General features: G+C 67.1%; 19 protein-coding genes and 1 pseudogene. 12 read left to right on the top strand and 8 right to left on the bottom strand.

Annotation, left to right across the window (positions count from 1 at the left end):
- Positions 1-17: 17 nt before the first annotated feature.
- The 3 genes from HDC95_RS07540 to HDC95_RS07530 all read left to right on the top strand — a co-directional run bounded on the left by HDC95_RS07540 (position 18) and on the right by HDC95_RS07530 (position 2,680).
- On the top strand, positions 18-398 hold the full coding sequence (locus HDC95_RS07540; RefSeq protein ID WP_259062706.1) for a RidA family protein: 381 nt from the start codon (positions 18-20) through the stop codon (positions 396-398).
- Between the two features lie 117 nt (positions 399-515).
- Positions 516-1,214 carry a transcriptional regulator gene (locus HDC95_RS07535; RefSeq protein ID WP_259062705.1) on the top strand — a complete coding sequence of 233 codons (699 nt, stop codon included), beginning with the start codon at positions 516-518 and terminating at the stop codon, positions 1,212-1,214.
- A 143-nt stretch (positions 1,215-1,357) separates the two neighbouring features.
- Positions 1,358-2,680 (top strand): MFS transporter, encoded by a 1,323-nt coding sequence (locus HDC95_RS07530; protein ID WP_259062704.1) that lies wholly within the window; start codon positions 1,358-1,360, stop codon positions 2,678-2,680.
- A 104-nt stretch (positions 2,681-2,784) separates the two neighbouring features.
- Here the strand turns inward: HDC95_RS07530 and HDC95_RS16900 are convergent, their stop codons facing one another.
- Both HDC95_RS16900 and HDC95_RS16895 read right to left on the bottom strand, forming a co-directional pair.
- Positions 2,785-2,949, bottom strand: a complete 165-nt coding sequence (locus HDC95_RS16900; protein WP_396652683.1) for a hypothetical protein — start codon at positions 2,947-2,949, stop codon at positions 2,785-2,787.
- A gap of 158 nt (positions 2,950-3,107) precedes the next feature.
- Positions 3,108-3,416 (bottom strand): annotated as a pseudogene (locus tag HDC95_RS16895) (metal-dependent transcriptional regulator); the annotation flags it as partial.
- 22 nt (positions 3,417-3,438) lie between these two features.
- On the opposite strand from HDC95_RS16895, the gene HDC95_RS07520 reads away from it, so the two are divergent.
- On the top strand, positions 3,439-4,056 hold the full coding sequence (locus HDC95_RS07520; protein ID WP_259062703.1) for a TrmH family RNA methyltransferase: 618 nt from the start codon (positions 3,439-3,441) through the stop codon (positions 4,054-4,056).
- Here the strand turns inward: HDC95_RS07520 and HDC95_RS07515 are convergent.
- The 3 genes from HDC95_RS07515 to HDC95_RS07505 all read right to left on the bottom strand — a co-directional run bounded on the left by HDC95_RS07515 (position 4,022) and on the right by HDC95_RS07505 (position 6,226).
- Positions 4,022-4,567, bottom strand: coding sequence for a hypothetical protein (locus HDC95_RS07515; RefSeq protein ID WP_259062702.1), 546 nt, complete (start codon positions 4,565-4,567; stop codon positions 4,022-4,024). The two genes, HDC95_RS07520 and HDC95_RS07515, sit on opposite strands and share 35 nt — an antisense overlap.
- Before the next feature lie 30 nt (positions 4,568-4,597).
- Complete coding sequence (locus HDC95_RS07510) at positions 4,598-4,789, bottom strand: hypothetical protein (protein WP_259062701.1); 192 nt, start codon at positions 4,787-4,789, stop codon at positions 4,598-4,600.
- 114 nt (positions 4,790-4,903) lie between these two features.
- Positions 4,904-6,226: an MATE family efflux transporter gene (locus HDC95_RS07505; protein ID WP_259062700.1), complete on the bottom strand. Its 1,323-nt coding sequence runs from the start codon at positions 6,224-6,226 to the stop codon at positions 4,904-4,906.
- A 241-nt stretch (positions 6,227-6,467) separates the two neighbouring features.
- Between HDC95_RS07505 and HDC95_RS07500 the strand changes: the two genes are divergently transcribed.
- From HDC95_RS07500 to HDC95_RS07490, 3 genes are all read left to right on the top strand, one after another.
- Positions 6,468-7,049, top strand: a complete 582-nt coding sequence (locus HDC95_RS07500; protein WP_259062699.1) for a DUF1992 domain-containing protein — start codon at positions 6,468-6,470, stop codon at positions 7,047-7,049.
- 38 nt (positions 7,050-7,087) lie between these two features.
- Positions 7,088-9,070 (top strand): M13 family metallopeptidase, encoded by a 1,983-nt coding sequence (locus HDC95_RS07495; protein WP_259062698.1) that lies wholly within the window; start codon positions 7,088-7,090, stop codon positions 9,068-9,070.
- A gap of 101 nt (positions 9,071-9,171) precedes the next feature.
- Entirely contained in the window at positions 9,172-10,089 is a 918-nt protein-coding gene (locus tag HDC95_RS07490; RefSeq protein WP_396652677.1) for a serine hydrolase, read from the top strand.
- 15 nt (positions 10,090-10,104) lie between these two features.
- Here the strand turns inward: HDC95_RS07490 and HDC95_RS07485 are convergent, their stop codons facing one another.
- On the bottom strand, positions 10,105-10,227 hold the full coding sequence (locus HDC95_RS07485) for a hypothetical protein (RefSeq protein ID WP_259062697.1): 123 nt from the start codon (positions 10,225-10,227) through the stop codon (positions 10,105-10,107).
- 77 nt (positions 10,228-10,304) lie between these two features.
- Positions 10,305-10,778 (bottom strand): MarR family winged helix-turn-helix transcriptional regulator, encoded by a 474-nt coding sequence (locus tag HDC95_RS07480; protein WP_259062696.1) that lies wholly within the window; start codon positions 10,776-10,778, stop codon positions 10,305-10,307.
- Between the two features lie 52 nt (positions 10,779-10,830).
- On the opposite strand from HDC95_RS07480, the gene HDC95_RS07475 reads away from it, so the two are divergent.
- The gene (locus tag HDC95_RS07475; protein WP_259062695.1) at positions 10,831-11,223 is read left to right on the top strand and encodes a hypothetical protein; all 393 of its coding nucleotides are present in this window, start codon (positions 10,831-10,833) and stop codon (positions 11,221-11,223) included.
- A gap of 33 nt (positions 11,224-11,256) precedes the next feature.
- Here the strand turns inward: HDC95_RS07475 and HDC95_RS07470 are convergent, their stop codons facing one another.
- Positions 11,257-12,699: an MFS transporter gene (locus tag HDC95_RS07470; protein WP_259062694.1), complete on the bottom strand. Its 1,443-nt coding sequence runs from the start codon at positions 12,697-12,699 to the stop codon at positions 11,257-11,259.
- A 140-nt stretch (positions 12,700-12,839) separates the two neighbouring features.
- On the opposite strand from HDC95_RS07470, the gene HDC95_RS07465 reads away from it, so the two are divergent.
- The 4 genes from HDC95_RS07465 to HDC95_RS07450 all read left to right on the top strand — a co-directional run bounded on the left by HDC95_RS07465 (position 12,840) and on the right by HDC95_RS07450 (position 16,768).
- On the top strand, positions 12,840-14,627 hold the full coding sequence (locus tag HDC95_RS07465; protein ID WP_259062693.1) for a beta-galactosidase family protein: 1,788 nt from the start codon (positions 12,840-12,842) through the stop codon (positions 14,625-14,627).
- A gap of 85 nt (positions 14,628-14,712) precedes the next feature.
- Positions 14,713-15,402 (top strand): GNAT family N-acetyltransferase, encoded by a 690-nt coding sequence (locus HDC95_RS07460; protein ID WP_259062691.1) that lies wholly within the window; start codon positions 14,713-14,715, stop codon positions 15,400-15,402.
- 40 nt (positions 15,403-15,442) lie between these two features.
- Positions 15,443-16,069 carry a hypothetical protein gene (locus HDC95_RS07455; RefSeq protein ID WP_259062690.1) on the top strand — a complete coding sequence of 209 codons (627 nt, stop codon included), beginning with the start codon at positions 15,443-15,445 and terminating at the stop codon, positions 16,067-16,069.
- A gap of 33 nt (positions 16,070-16,102) precedes the next feature.
- Positions 16,103-16,768, top strand: a complete 666-nt coding sequence (locus HDC95_RS07450) for a YdeI family protein (protein WP_259062688.1) — start codon at positions 16,103-16,105, stop codon at positions 16,766-16,768.
- The last annotated feature ends 69 nt before the right edge of the window (positions 16,769-16,837 follow it).

The following is a 16,837-nucleotide window of genomic DNA, read 5'->3' as shown; positions in this document are numbered from 1 at the left end:
ACAGGAAGGAAGAGAAGATGGCCAAGCAGGGCATCCAGATCACCAACGCACCGCAGCCCGTCGGTGCCTACAGCCAGGGAATCGTGGCCAATGGCTTCCTCTACACCGCGGGCTTCGGCCCGCAGGATCCCGCCACCGGAGAGGTGCCGGAGGGCGCGGCCGCGCAGACCCGCCAGGTGCTGAAGAACATTAGCGCCGTGCTCGCCGAGCACGGCTTGACGCTCGACGACTGCGTGAAGACGACCGTCCACCTGCAGGACCTCGCCGACTTCGCCGAATTCAACGCCGCCTATGCCGAGTCGTTCACGCAGCCCTACCCGGTGCGCACGACCGTCGGCTCGCAGCTGGCGAACATTCTCGTCGAGATCGACGTCGTCGCGGCACTGCCCGCAGCGTGATGGCTTCGTGAGCCGTCCGCGCGCCTGCAGTCGGCGCATGGACGGCTCACGCATCGCACCGTGGGGAAGCCCCGCGTAGACTCGCAGGCATCTGATGATGCCCGATGTCGATGGGACGTGCGCGCCGTGGAAGAGCAGTTCGGCCTGGCGGTGGACAAAGGGCGCTTCGCGAGCATCGAAGACGCCTACGCCGTACTCGGTCCCGTCATGCATGCCATCGCGGGTGCGGTGGGCGATCACTGCGAGGTGGTGCTGCACGACCTCAGCCAGCGCGACATGAACCATTCGATCTACGCGATCGTCAACGGTCATGTCACCGGCCGGGAGATCGGCGGCCCGTCCACGAACCTCGGTCTCGAGGTGATGAAGAACGAGGCGGCAGAGCACGACGAGTTCGGCTACCCGGGACGCACGGCCGACGGCCGCGAACTGCATTGCTCGTCGGTGTACTACCGGGATGCGGGGGGACGCATCATCGCGTCGCTGTGCATCAACATCGATCTGACGCCTCTTCAGACCATCCAGAACGTGCTGAGCGCTGTGCTGCCGACTTCGGTTGCACCCCACCGCGAGCGCGAGTTCCATGCGCGCGACATCGCGACCCTGCTCGACACGATGATCGCCGACGCCATCTCCGCCGTCGGGCGCCCTGTCGCGCTGATGGACAAGGCCGACCGGATGGCGGCGCTTAGGATGCTGGACGAACTGGGCGCTTTCCATGTGAAGCGCGGAGTCGAGACCGTCGCCAAGCGACTGGGCATCTCAAAGGTCACGGCCTACGCCTATCTGGACCAGGTGCGCTCCGAGCGTGAGTGAACGCTCCAGACGGATTTACATTAACGAAATGTTCGCGTCATAGAAGAACTGTTCAGATGCGGCTATGTTGTCTGTAGCCGATCGAAGCTGCCCGGAAGCCGATCGGTCTCAGGAACTCTCATCTGGATGACCCGGAGGTAACTATGGTCGCGGCAACGACAGCCACGCCGACGCTGAGCAAGACGCAGAAGCGCACGATCGCAGGTGGTGCGATCGGAACTCTCATGGAGTACTACGACTACTACCTCTACGGCCTCGCGGCGGCAGCGGTGTTCCCGGTCGTGTTCTTCGCCGGGGGCGATCCGATCATCGCCCAGCTGCAGTCGTTCGCGACCTTCGCGGTCGGGTTCTTCCTGCGTCCGGTCGGCGGTCTCGTCTTCGGTCACATCGGCGACCGCGTCGGTCGCAAGATGACGCTGATGATCACGGTCGTCGGCATGGGAATCGCCACGGCAGGCATCGGGCTCATCCCGCCGACGGCGGCGATCGGACTCCTCGCCCCGCTCCTGCTGGTGTTCTTCCGGATGTGTCAGGGTTTCTTCGTCGGCGGAGAGATGGGCGGAGCGGCGACCATGGTCGTCGAGCACGCGCCCAAGGGCAAGCGCGGAATGTACGGCGCGTTCCTCATCAGCGGTGCCGGTATCGCGAACGTGGCCTCCGCAGGCCTCATGGCCGGGCTCGGCCTCGGCCCGGAATCCTGGTTCTTCGAGTGGGGCTGGCGCATTCCTTTCGTTCTCGGCATGGTGCTCGCGATCGTCGCGATCCTGCTGCGCAGCAAGCTCGAGGAGTCGGATGACTTCAAGGCGACCAAGGCGCGTCAGGAGAATTCCGGTGTCAAGACCACGCCGCTCATCGAGGTGTTCCGCCACCCGAAGAACGCGATCCTCGGCATCCTGATCGGGCTACCGCAGAGCATCGCCGGATACATCGTGCTGACATTCGGAATCTCCTACATGGTCAACCAGGAGAGCATCCCCGCATGGCAGGGGTTCGCCGGCACGATGATCGTCGGAGTCCTGCAGATCTTCGTCGCCCCGGCGTATGGTGCGCTCTCCGACCGGATCGGGCGCCGCAAGGTCTACATCACCGGATGCATCGCCTTCGCCGCGCTGGTGTGGCCGACATTCCTGCTCTACTCCACGGGCGACCTGTGGCTGATCTGGCTCGGCATGATCATCGGGTTCGTGATCCCCGGCGTCGCCATGCAGGCGACGCTGCAGACCATGCTGGTCGAGATGTTCGATCCAGAGGCGCGCACCACCGGTGTCAACATCGGCTACCAGCTCTCCAACACCTTCGGCGGCGGCCTCGCGCCACTCATCTGCACCGCGCTGATGGCGGCCGCAGGCGGCGGCATCTGGCCGGTCGTGATCTACGCTGCGGTGATCTGCATCGTCGGCGCGATCGCGACGGCCACCGCGACGTTCAGCACCGACGGCTCGCGCCTGCACGAGCTGAAGGTCTGATCCGCACCGCGACGGTCTGCACACGGCGGGGCCGGGGATTCGTCCTCGGCCCCGCCGTCGTGCGCGAGCCGGGCGATGTGCGTACGGGGCTTGTCCGACGGATGCTACGCGCTGAGCCAGACGACCTCGTCAGCGCCATCAGGCAGCTCGGCTGGAACCCCGTCGATCTCGACGCCGCCCTCGGTGACGCAGACGACGGATGACACCGACAGCCCCAGATCCTCCAGGGCGCACAGCAGATCCGGGTCGGTGTCGGAGACGCGCAGCACGCGGCCCTCGTGATGGACCGGGGCCTGTGCCAGCAGTAGGAACGGTTCGCGTGCGACATGCCCCGCGGCATCCGGAATCGCATCGCCGTGCGGGTCGAAGCGGGGCGTCCGAGGCGCTCGTCGATGCCTTCCAGCAGTCGGTCGCTGATGGTGTGCTCGAGGACCTCGGCCTCGTCGTGCACCTCGTGCCAGCCGTAGCCGAACTCGCTCACCAGCCAGGTCTCGACCAGGCGGTGGCGGCGCACCATCGACAACGCCCGTCGCTCGCCGGCGTCCGTCAGGCGCACGGCGCCGTACGGCACGTGCGAGACCAGCCCCGAGGCGGCGAGTTTCTTCACCATCTCGGTCACGCTCGACGGAGCGATGCCCAGCTTCGCGGCGAGCTGCGAGGGAGTGATCGGGGCATCCTGCCACTCGGTATGCGCATAGACGGTCTTCAGATAGTCGTCTGCTGCTGGGGATGCCACACCTCCAGACTACGCTGGCTGAGTGACCGACACCCCTGAGCGCACGACCCATGGACTCGGACCTTGGGAGGGTGAGTGGCCGGTGGGGGAGCAGTACGACCCGGAACTGCTCGAGAACGGCGACACCCGCAACGTCATCGATCGCTACCGTTACTGGCGCATGGAGGCGATCGTCGCAGACCTCGACACGCACCGGCATCCGTTCCACGTCGCGATCGAGAACTGGCAGCACGACATGAACATCGGCTCCATCGTGCGCAGCGCGAATGCGTTCCTCGCCGACACCGTGCACATCATCGGTCGCCGCCGCTGGAACAAGCGCGGCGCCATGGTCACCGACCGCTACCAGCACGTCGTGCATCACGACGATGTCGCCACCTTCGCGGCGTGGGCCGCAGCCGAGGGCATCCCGATCATCGCGGTCGACAACGTCGAGGGTGCTGTTCCGGTCGAGCGGGCAGACCTGCCGGAGCGCTGTGTGCTGCTGTTCGGCCAGGAGGGCCCCGGGCTCACGGACGAGGCGATCGCCGCGGCATCCGGTCACATCGAGATCACCCAGTACGGGTCGACACGCTCGATCAACGCGAGCGCGGCCGGAGCCGTGATCATGTACGAGTGGTGCCGCCGCTACGCGCAGTGATCGTGATTCTGGCGATCGCCATGACGGTGCTGCTGCCGGCCAGCCTCATCGCGGTCGTCGAGGCGCAGGCAATCCCCGATCCGTCTGGGACGAGCGAGTGAATACTCTCCGGGACACCCGGCACTGCGGGTTCGGCGGCAGTCGGCCACACGATCGGCATGTCGAACGCCTGCACGTCGACATCGAGCGGACTCCGCTCGATTCGCATCGGCCGGGCGGTGAACCGGAAGTTCCTCAGGATGCCGGGCGCGCGGGTGATGATCTCCGGTTCAGGCGGATCCGCTTCGGCTGCCTCCGACGGCACCGGCGGAGAATTCCAGCCGAAGGCGAGCCTCGTTCGGGTGGCATCCAGAGTGAGATGCTCGAGGTCGTGGCCGGAGAGGGAGGCCGCGACCTCGAGGTCATCGAGACTCTTCAGCTCGACTTCGCCGGAGTCACGCGCGGCGCGCCGGAGGGCGGATCGCACCCAACGCACGACTGTCGCGCTGTCGCCGGGCCAGGCGGAGGTCATACGAACATCTTGACCCACCGAAGACGGGTGTCAGTCGCGTTGAATCCCGAACCTGTGCCGCATCAGTGCGTTGACGGCGGCATCGAGGCGATCGAGACGATGATGGACGCCCTGGATCTCTGTGCGGATGATGCGCACGAACATAGTCGACATCAGCGTGATCATGCCGAACAGGCCCGCGGCGAGAACGCCGATCAGCGTCCACACCTGCGGCTCGTTCATCGTCAGCATCCTTCTATTGTCGTCGTGTCGAGACCACGATGCCAGAGGTACCAGCGCGCGCCCACGTTCGGTGGATAACCCCGATCCGGACGCACCGGTGGAGAACGAGTCGCGCTACACCGAAGCGCTCAACCACCCGCCGGTCTTCACCCGCCAGCCCAGCGTCGCGAAGCGGGCGAGCATGTAGACGCCGAAGAATGCCGCAGCCAGCCACGTCACCCCGGCGGTGCCGTCGACCCCGACGAGTGCGATGATCCACAGCGCAGGCAGGAACGGTACGAGATTGAGCCCACCGGCGATCGCCAGGTAGCGCACGTCGCCGGACCCCATCAGCACACCGTCGAGCACGAAGACGACGCCGGCGATCGGCTGCGCCACGGCCAGCACGATCAGCGCCGGCTGGATGAGGGCTGCGATGGCGGCGTCTCCGGTGAAGACGAGCCCGATCACGCCGGACAGGGCCGCGATCAGCCCGCCGACGATCACGCCGAACCACGCACCCCACGCGACCGTGCGCGCGAGCACTTGTCGTACGGCAGGGATATCGCGCGCCCCGAGGCCCTTGCCGATCAGCGCTTGTGCAGCGATGGCGAGAGCATCGAGGGCGAACGCGGCGGCGGAGAAGATCGTGAAGACCACCTGCCATCCGGCGAGCTCGGTGGTGCCGATGCCGGTCGCGATGCCGACGGTGACGAGCAGGGCGACGCGCAGGCTAACGGTGCGAAGGAACAACCAGCCGCCCGAACGCGCAGATCCCCGAACTCCGTCGCGCTGGGGTCGGACGGATGCCGAGTGGCGGCGGGTCAGGCGGCCGATGATGAGCACGTACGCCGCGACCATGCTCCACTGCGCGACGACGGTGCCTGCGGCGGATCCGGCGATGCCCCAGCCGAAGCCGTAGATGAACACCCAGTTCAACAGTGCGTTCGTGCCGAACCCCGCCCCGGCGATCCACAGCGGTGTCATGGTGTCCTGCATGCCGCGCAGCAGACCGGTCGCCGCGAAGACGATGAGCATGGCCGGCAGGCCCCACATCGAGATGGACAGGTAGACGTCGGCCTGCTCCGCGACCTCGGCGGACGCGCCGAACAGCGAGACCAGCCAGGGGGAGGAGAGCGCACCCGTGACGGCGAGCACCGCGCCGAGTCCCAGCGCCAGCCACATGCCGTCGATGCCGACGCTCACGGCATCCTTCTTGTCGCCCGCGCCGAACCGGCGCGCGACCGCCGGTGTCGTCGAATATGCGAGGAAGACCATGAGCCCGACGATCGTCTGCAGCACCGCGCCGGCGATGCCGAGGCCGGCGAGCGGTATGACGCCGAGGTGCCCGACGAGCGCAGCATCCACTATGAGGAACGCCGGCTCCGCGACCAGCGCGCCGAGAGCGGGGACCGCGAGTCGCAGGATCTCTCGATTGAGGGTCTGGCGCACGGTCACCTGACGAGCCTATGCCGTACCGGCGACAGCAGCGCTCACGACCGCCCTTCCCTCCTCCGTCGTCGCTCCTGACATCCGTTGCCGCGTCCGAAGCCGCGTCGAAAGGAGGTTCTCTCCGGTCAAAGCGCCGCTGAATAACCGACGAGAATCTCCCATCGACACCGGACCGACGGCGCATGGCACAGGAGCGACGCCGCCTGCGCCGTCGTAGGCTGGAGGAACCGGCATCCGGAGGTGGAAGATGACTGATCCTCGAGACGCAGCGGCCCGATACCGGGCGCGAGGCGACGGCGAGCCGGATGCTGAGACCGAACCCGAACCGATGCAGCTCACGGCCGAGAATCAGCACGAGTTCGTCGAAACGGCGATTCAGCTCGCCATCCGTCGCGGCGAGTTCGACGATCTGCCCGGTGCGGGTAAGCCGATCGAGGGGCTCGGCACGCACCACGACCCGGATTGGTGGATCCGGCGCAAGATCGAGACGGAGAACCTGTCCGGCCTCGGCCCTCCCGCGCTGCTGCTGCGCAACGAGGACCGCGAGCTCGATGCGAACCTCGACGCTCTCGCGCGAGAGAGCGACGTGCGCGAGGTGCTGGAGGACTTCAACAAGCGGGTGATCGCCGCCCGTCGCCAGCTGCAGGGCGGCCCGCCGGTCATCACGCGCACGCGCGACGTGGATGCTGAGATCGAGGCCTGGCGAGGGCGCCGAGCCGCGCGGCCCGCACCTGTCGCGGCGCCGGAACCTCCTCGGCGCCGGTTCGGTCGACGGAAGAAGGGGAACCCGGTTCAGGGCGACACAGAGGCCGGGAATTCCTTCTTCTGACGAGGTGCGTGCGGCACCGCGCGCATAGGGTGGACACCATGACTGATGCTCTCCCCACCGGCCTCGCCACCGCAGAATTCAGCTCCGACATCCGTCCGCAGGACGATCTCTACCGGTACGTGAACGGCTCGTGGCTCGAGCGCACGGAGATCCCTGGGGACAAGGCCAGGTGGGGCTCGTTCCATCTGCTCGCCGAGCAGGCAGAGAAGGACGTGCGCACGATCATCGAGGAGTCGCAGAACGCAGAGGAAGGCACGCTCGCGCGCAAGATCGGCGACATGTTCTCGAGCTTCATGGACACCGACCGCATCGACGCCGCCGGTGTCGCGCCGCTCACCGAGACCCTTGCGGAGATCGATCAGATCGACAGCATCCCCTCGCTCCTCGCGACGGTCGGCGCGTACGAGCGCGACGGTCGCGCCCACCTGATCGGCCTCTACGTCGACGGCGACCCTGGCAACCCCGAGCGCTACCTGCCGATTCTCGTGCAGTCCGGCCTCTCCCTGCCCGACGAGAGCTACTACCGACTCGAGAACTTCGAGGACACCTGCACCGCATATCGCGCTCACCTCGAGCGTCTGCTCGCGCTCGCCGGTCTCGCGGATGCCGCGGGCGACGCCGAGCGCTCGTTCGAGATCGAGAAGCAGATCGCCTCGCATCACTGGGACAACGTCGCCAGCCGCGACGCCGTCGCCACCTACAACCTCAAGACGTGGGACGAGCTGCAGAGCCTGATCGGCGTCGACCTCGCGCCGTGGCGAGACGGTGTCGTGCCCACGAATCCGGATGCCTTCGCCGAAGCCGTGGTCTCACAGCCCAGCGCGCTCGAGGGCCTCGGCACGCTGCTCACCGAAGAGCGACTCGACGAGTGGAAGTCGTGGCTGCGCGCGCATGTCGTGCATGCCGCAGCCCCGTACCTCACGGACGACATCGTGCAGGAGAACTTCTCGTTCTACGGCACCGAGATCTCCGGCGTCCCCACGATCCGCGAGCGCTGGAAGCGCGGTGTCTCCGTCACAGAGGGCGCACTCGGTGAGGCGATCGGCAAGGTCTACGTGGAGCGCCACTACCCGCCGACGGCGAAGGCCGCGATGGACGAGCTCGTGGCGAACCTCATCGAGGCGTACCGGCAGAGCATCACGACGCTGGAGTGGATGAGCCCGGAGACCCGTGAGCGGGCGCTCGCCAAGCTCGATGCGTTCACTCCGAAGATCGGCCATCCAGAGGAGTGGCGCGACTACTCGACCCTCGAGATCGATGCATCCGACATCTTCGGCAACGTGCGCCGGGCGAACATCTTCGAGCACGACCGCAACGTCGACAAGGTCGGGAAGCCCATCGATCGCAATGAATGGCACATGCCGCCGCAGATGGTCAACGCCTACTACAACCCCTCGATGAACGAGATCGTGTTCCCCGCGGCGATTCTGCAGTACCCGTTCTTCGACGCCTCCCGCGACGCCGCAGCCAACTACGGCGGGATCGGCGCCGTGATCGGTCATGAGATCGGTCACGGATTCGATGACCAGGGCAGCCGCTACGACGGCTCGGGCAAGCTCGACGACTGGTGGACGGATGCCGATCGCGCAGCCTTCGAGGAGCGCACGAAAGCTCTGATCGCACAGTACGACGCTCTGGTCCCGGTGGGCCTTGGTGAGGACAACCACGTCAACGGCGCCCTCACTATCGGCGAGAACATCGGCGACCTGGGTGGTCTCGGCATCGCGCTGAAGGCATACGAGCTGTCGCTAGGTCGTGATTCGAACGGCGACGCCGTCGAATCGCCAGTCATCGACGGCCTCACCGGGGTGCAGCGCCTGCTGCTGAGCTGGGCGCAGGTCTGGCAGCAGAAGAGCCGCGACGCCGAGACGATCCGGCTGCTCACGATCGACCCGCACTCGCCGAACGAGTTCCGCTGCAACCAGATCGTTCGCAACATCGATGCCTTCTACGAGGCATTCGATGTGACCGAGGCGGATGCGCTGCACCTTCCGCGCGAACAGCGTGTGACGATCTGGTGATCTTTTCCCGGAGGCAGTGACGCGGGGTTACGATAGCGAGTGCTGCTGGGGGGCATGCTCCCAGTAGCGTCCCCTGAAGACCTTCCTGGGAAGGAACACGCGTGGGCACTCCCTCCGAGCCTTCGCCGCCTGCGATGCTGCGCCGATCACATCGCAGCCATCGACGTGTCCCTCGCCGTGCCGCCGTGGGCCGCCGCTCGTTCGTGGCCACTCTGCGTGCGCTCGAGGAGCTGGCGGATGCCGGCGCCCAGGTGTCGGTGCACGTCACCGACCTCGACACCGGCGCAGAGGTGCTCGCCGGCGACGACCACGTCACGATGCCGATCGCCGGTCTCGGTGTGGTGCCGTTGCTGATCGAGGTGGCTGCAGGCTTCGAGTCGGGAACGCTGGATCCGCTCGAGATCGTCGAACAATCCTCGGTCGACGATGTGACCATGGCGGGGGTGTGGCGCAACCTGCGGGCACCGGCGCTGCCGCTCGTGGATCTCGCGGTGCTCGCTGCGGCGGCGGGTGATCCGATGGCGGTGAACGCCCTCTTGGCGCACGTTCGGGACGATCGCGTGAATGATCGTCTTCAGGCGCTCGGGCTCACGCAGACCGCGCTGCTCGACCGCTTCCGAGATGAGCGAGGACCGGATGACGCCCCGCATGTCGCGGTGGGCACGACGCGTGAGCTTGCCGGCCTGTTCTCCGCCCTGGTGAACTCCACGGCGGTGGACGTCGCAGTGAGCGCGCAGGTGTCGGAGTGGCTGAGCCTCAACCACGATCTGAGCCTGGTCGCGGCATCCACGGGACTCGACCCGTTCGCGCACGATCACGACGCTCATGGGCTGCTGTTCATCAACAAGACGGGTCGCGAACGGGGTGTGCGCGCCGAAGCCGGCGTGCTCGCGGGTCCCCGATCGGGGATCGCGTACGCGATGATCGTGTGCTTCGACGACCTCTCGATCACGCACCGGCTCCGCGCACATGATGCGTTCCGTGTGCTCGGGCTCGAGCTCATGGAGTACGCGCACTGAGAGCGACGCGAGCGGTTATGCCCGCCCGTACACGTATGCCCGCCCGCGCGCGATCAGACGCTTGCGCGCCGCGTTCGCGGCGATGTGGGCGTCAGTGCGGGGCAGGCTTCCGGCGGTGGTGGTGGCGATCGTGCTCATGATCGGATGTTATCCAGCGCGGTGCGATTCGACCGCCTCGCGTGACGAGGAATGACGACTCGTGCGTGCGCATGCGGTCAGAAGGGCCCGAATTTCTGTTGAGGTTCGAGAGCCTGCACGACCGGTTCGAGAGCATCTGCGAGGGCATCGAGCTGCGCGGGGGTGAGGCGATCGAGCACCAGCCGATGCGCGGTGGCGAAGTGGTCTGGCGCCGCGAACACGAGCCGGCGACGGCCCTGTCTGCTGAGTTTGAGCACCACGCTGAGTCGATCCTGCGTGCTCTCCTCCCTCTCCACCAGATCGCGCCGCTGGAGCCTGCTGACGACCTTCGAGCAGCGTGGGAGCGTCGCGTTGGTCGCTGCGGCCAGATCACTAAGACGCATCGGACCCCCGCGCTGCAGCGTGCTGAGCAGGATGAACTCGTAGCGGGTGAGGTCGGCGTCGCGCTGCAGCTGGGCATCGAGCGCGGACGGAAGGAGCTCGGCCGTGCTGATGAGGGCGAGCCAGGCGCGGGATTGCTCCGGCGTCATGCGGGGGAGGGGAGCGACCATGTTCCCGTTCTGCCCAGCAGTGAGACGGTGTGGCTGGGGGTACCCTCGTCGGATGGACGACTGGACCCCGCATCGCCGCGACGATGGCGAGCTGCTCGGGTGGATCCACCCCGGCGGCGACGACGAATGGGTCGCGGTCGACGTGCTCGGGCGCACGATCTCCGAGTCCATCGAATGGCTGGATGCGGAGGCGGCGCTGGAGGGGCACGGCCTGTCATGGCTCGCTGACCCGTGGATGCTGGACGGCGAGGCCGAACGTCCGCTTCGGGTGCGCATGGTCGAGGTCACGCCGGATCGCGGCGGCAGCCCAGGCCGCATCGTCGTGAAGGTCGACGACTATGGCGATATGACTCGCACGGCGGCGCAGCAGTTCGTGCTGCCGTGGCCGGTGCCCGAGCGGCTGCGGGCACCGCAGCCCGGCGATCCGGACGGCTTCACGCTATAACCGGCACTCGACCGTCTCGGCCGGGACGCCGTCTCAGCTCGGCAGCGACGGATGCCGTTCGATGGCGCGGCCCTCCGGGATGAACAGCGACAGCACCAGGGCGACGATTCCGGCGATGATCGCCAGCCAGAAGCAGACGTCGAACGCCTCGCGGGTCGGCACGGCCACTCCGTCGATCTCGACGCTCATCGCGGCCAGCACGCCGCCCATCACGGCGGATGCGCTGGATGTGCCGACAGAGCGGAAGAGTGCGTTGAGCCCGTTGGAGGCGCCGGTCTCGTTCGCTGGTACCGAGCGCATGATGATCATCGGCATGGCAGCGAACGTGAAGCCGATGCCGACGCCGATGATCGCGTTCGAGACGAGGATGTGCCACCACTCTGATGACCAGATCAGCACGTACACATACGCCAGCACGATCGCGGCGGCGCCGACGGTGAACAGAGGACGGGGCCCGACCGTGCGCTCGAGCCAGCCCGACAGGGGTGAGATCACCATCATGACGAGCCCGGCGGGCATGATGATGAATGCTGCAGTCAACATGTCCAGGCCGAAACCGGAGCCGCTCTCGACCGGGAGTTCGAGCATTTGCGGGAACGTGACGTTCGAGGAGAACAGTGCGAATCCCATGCCGATCGCGGCGATGTTCGTGAAGAGCACTGCGGGGCGCGCGGCGACGCGCAGGTCCAGCAGGGGGTCGTTCGTGCGCAGCTGATACCACCCCCAGATCAGCAGCACCAGGATGCCGCCGATCAGGAGCGAGAGCCCGACGGGCGATGTCCAACCCCACTCGGCGCCTCGCGAGACGTACAGCAGCAGGCCGGTGAGGCCGATCGCCAAGCCGATCGCACCTGGCACGTCGAGGCGGCCGGGGGAGAGAAGCACGTCTTCCGGCACGAACAGGAAGACCAGGATGAGCCCGACGATGCCGAGACCGGCCGCGAGCCAGAACAGAGAATGCCAGTCGGCGTTGATCGCCAGGTACGCAGCGAGCGGCATCCCGAGCGCACCGCCGACGCCCATGGTCGCGCTCATCAGGGCGACGGCGGTGCCGAGTCTGTTGGTCGGCAGGATGTCGCGCATGATCGCGATGCCGAGCGGGATGACACCGGTGACGCCGCCCTGCAGCGCGCGGCCGATGATCACGCCGACGATGGATCCGGACATCGCGGCGATCACGGAGCCGATGCTGAGCAGCGCCATCAGCACCACGACGACGCGACGTTTGCCGTACATGTCGCCGAGACGGCCGGAGATCGGGGTGGCGACCGCGGCGACCAGCAGCGTGATCGTGACGACCCAGGTGGTGTCTTCGCGTGATGCGTTCAGCAGCGTCGGCAGCTCGGCCTGAAGCGGCACGACCAGCGTGAACATGAACGAGGAGCAGAGGCCGGCGAAGGCGAGGACCGCGACCGTGAGGCCACGATGTGGGGTGCGGGAGAGACGTTTTCTGGCTTTGTCATCTCTGTCTCCCACCACGCCAGATTACCGCTGCTCGGCAGAGGTGGGCGCGTCGGGCGAGATCGCAACCGTCCGGTAGAGTCATGCGCGGCTGCGCACGACACGCATCCGTCCGCACTCCGTGAAGTCGGAGCGAGAGTCACGCTGGAGTCCTCTTGAACCACGCATCCTCGTCCTCTCGGGACGCCTCTCCTGCGATCACGTGGCGCGACGGGCAGCTCCTCCGTGCCGGACGGTCGTATCGCATCCTCGCTGGAGCGCTGCATTACTTCCGCGTGCATCCCCAGCAGTGGGAGGACCGTATGCGTCGGCTCGCCGCGATGGGTGCGAACACGGTCGACACCTATGTGGCCTGGAATTTCCACGAACGGGTGGAAGGAGAGCCGCGTTTCGACGGCTGGCGCGACCTGGAGTCGTTCATCCGACTCGCGGGTGAGATCGGACTCGACGTCTACCTGCGTCCGAGCCCGTACATCTGCGCGGAGTGGTCGAACGGCGGGTTGCCGTTCTGGCTGACCGGACGGGTGAGCGCGTTGCGCACGAACGATCCCGAGTATCTTGCGGCCGTCGACAGCTGGTACGACGAGCTGATCCCGCGCATCGTGCCGCTGCAGGCGGCATTCGGCGGGCCCATCGTCGCCGTGCAGATCGAGAACGAGTACGGCTCGTTCGGCAGCGATCACGTATATCTCGAGCATCAGCGCGACGGCCTGCGTTCGCGGGGCGTCGTCGAGCTGCTGACGACGGCAGACGGCATCACCTCCGACATGATCGCGCACGGCTCGGTGGCAGGAGCGCTGCCGACATTCACCTTCGGCACCGGCGTCGCCACAGCCCAGCAGCTGCGTCGCCCCGACGATGCGCTGATGTGCAGTGAGCTATGGGGCGGATGGTTCGACCACTGGGGCGAGCAACACCATGTGCGTTCGGCCGAGAGCATGATCGGCACCGTCGACGAACTGCTCGCGGTCGGCGGATCCGTCAGCATCTACATGGCGCACGGCGGCACGAACTTCGGCCTGTGGAACGGAGCCAACCACGACGGCGCACTGCAGCCGACGATCACCAGCTACGACTCGGATGCCCCGATCGGCGAAGACGGCACGCTGAACGCCAAGTTCGAGGCGCTGCGCGCAGCGTTCGCCCCGTTCCATGACGGTGAGATGCCGGAGCGCCCCGCACCTGCGCCGGTTCAGGCCGCGCAGTCGGCGCCGCTGCAGCCGGTGACGTCGTTGCGCGAGTTCGCCGAGACGCTGCCGATGATCGGAGAGATCACCCCGATGCCGCAGACGTTCGAGCAGCTCGGCGTGGAAGACGGCATCGTCATCTATCAGGCACAGATCGACGTTCCGGCGGATGCGACGATCGACATCGACACCCTGCATGATCGTGCGACGGTCTTCGTCGGCGACGAGCGCATCGGCACCCTGGAGCGGGACGGGCAGCTGTCGCTTCCGCTTCCCGGCGGCGCCCGAAAGGCGCAGCTGACGATCGTGGTCGAGAGTCTCGGACGCATCAACTACGGCCCGCGCACCGGCGAGGGCAAGGGCATCATGAACGGCGTGCGCATAAACGGCCGCCGCTACGTGCACGGCTGGACGCACCGGGCGCTGCCGCTCGACGCGGCGCCCGCCCCCGACGCGACGGACCCTGCTGGCGCTCGGGAGGCGGACGGGGTCGCGCGTGCGACGATCGAAGTCGTCACCCCAGCGGATGCCTGGCTCGCCTTCCCTGACGGGGCCAAAGGCATGGTGTGGCTGAACGGCTTCCTGCTCGGCCGTTACTGGACGATCGGCCCGCAGCAGACGCTCTACGCTCCGGCCCCGCTCTGGAACCCGGGAGTCAACGAGATCGTCGTGCTCGACACCGACGGTCTGGGCTCGACAGTCGAGGTGCGCGAGTGGCCGGAGTTCGGCCCGACCGAGGAGTTCGTCGGCTCCTGATCGTCGACCCAGTGTGACGTCGACAGCTGCGATGTTCTCGGTCTCCCGTTTCCGCATCAGGGGCGAGGAGGGGCAGACTGGGGACGTGCGAACCATACGTGACCTTGACACCGTCGAACTCATCATCGAGGCGCAGTCCCTGTTGGATGCCATCCGCGGACCGGAGCGCGTCATCGATGCGGGCACCCTGCGTGCGCTGCAGCAATCCGGCAACTACGTCGTCGGGTTGTTCGACGATGAGTCCGGCGCGGAGCACATGGTCGGGGCATCCGTCGCTTTCTTCGGTGTTCCCGGCCAGCGCACGATGCACTCGCACATCACAGCCCTGGTACCGGATTACCGCGGTCGCGGCTGGGGGCGCGAGCTGAAGGAGCACCAGCGCCAGTGGGCGTTCTCGCGTGAGGTCGGACGGATCACCTGGACATTCGACCCGCTCGTCGCCCGCAACGCGCACTTCTTCCTCACCGTTCTCGGCGCGCGCGTGACCGGGTACTCGGTGAACAACTACGGCATCTTCGGCGGTGGGGATGCCGGCGACGAGAGCGACCGTCTCGATGTCGAATGGGCACTCGCTGACATCGCCAAGCACCCTGCGGGGGAGACCGTCGTCGCGACCCTCGAGATTCCGTCGGACGTCGAGGGAATTCGGGCGACGGATCCCGACGCGGCGCACGAGTGGCGTCTCCGGTTGCGCGGTGAGATGGAGGCACTGCTGGGCCGTGGACTGCGCATCGCCGGCTTCGACGTGGAGCGCGGATACCTCTTCACCGAGTGATGCGCGGCGCTGCGACGCCTTCTCTGGTTTCATGGGTGGCATGCCCTCCGACCCAGATTTCGCACAGCATCCGGCCGACACCGAGTGGCACCGGTGGGCGCCGATAGGTCAGACGCTCGACACGAGCAGAGTGCCCGGCAGCGGTCCTGCGCCCAGTATCGCCGCATTCGAGTTGTTGCCGATCGAGCCGATGCTCGTGCCCGAGAGGCCAAGGCACGGTGAGGTCGATGCCTCCGAATGCGGGCACTGCAAGCCGTCGAAGAGCACGATCTGGCATGACGATGAATGGCAGGTGAGTTCAGGATTCGAAGGCGGCGTCGGGCTGCCGTTCGTCGGCTCGATCTCACCCCGCCGCCATGTAAAGCTCGAAGACGCCCCGATCGAGGTGCTCGCCGGCCTCGGACCCGTGCTGCAGAGACTGTCGGAGGCCACCAAGGCGATCCCTGCGGTCGCGCGCTGCCATTTCTCGCGATGGAACGACGGCTCGGCGCACCTCCACTTGTGGGCATACGCCCGTCTGGCCGGAATGATGCAGGGGCGTGGTGCGATCCTCCCGTACTGGGAGCAGAGCATGCCGGCGATGCCGGCGGCGATGATGAACGACCACATCGAGATCGTCGCCGAGGCGCTCGCCGCGGGCGGGGGAGAGGCTTTCCCGAACCGTTGAGGCGGTGTCGGATGCTCGTGGCATCCTGTTCCCATGGACGATGTGGCGGGACAGGCGGGCGGTTCGGCGGAGAAGCCCGCGGTGTACTTCCGCGACGCGGCGGAGTTCCGTGCGTGGCTCGAGCGGCATCACTCCGACAAGCCGGAGCTGTGGATGGAAGTGCGCAAGGCTCACGTCGTCGATCGGGGTCTGACGTGGGCGGATGCCGTTCCCGAGGCGCTGTGCTTCGGCTGGATCGACTCGGTGTCGCAGCCCATCGACGATGATCGCCGCCGTCAGCGGTGGACGCCGCGAAAATCGGGGAGCACGTGGTCGAAGGTCAATGTCGCGCACGTGGAGCGCTTGCAGGCGGAGGGGCGGATGGCCCCCGCCGGCCTGGCGGCGTTCGAGGCGCGCAGCGCGGATCGCACCGGCACCTATTCGCACGAGAACGGTGAAGCTGAACTCGAGCCGGAGGTGCAGGCCGTGCTCGACTCGTCTGCTGCGGCACGGGCATTCCTCGACGCAGCGACGGCGGGGTATCGCAAAGCTGTGCGGCACTGGATCGCGACAGCCAAGCGCCCTGCCACCCGCATCGCGCGTGCTGAGCAGCTAGTGGAAGAGAGCGCCGCCGGGCGGCTCGTGCCGTTCGCGCGGCCGGGCAAGACACCCGCGTGGCTGGCGCGCGCAGCCGCTGCTGCTGCCGCAGTGGAGGGCTGAACCGGGCTCGTCGGCGCGGATAGGATGGAGGACGGCGCGGCATGTCCGCGCGCAGCATCCGAATCTCTC

The sequence above is a fragment of the Microbacterium sp. AK031 genome (assembly GCF_024807145.1).
Classification (GTDB): Bacteria; Actinomycetota; Actinomycetes; order Actinomycetales; family Microbacteriaceae; genus Microbacterium.
Note: the sequence above shows the minus strand (reverse complement) of the source record. Positions and strands in the feature narration are given on the sequence as shown.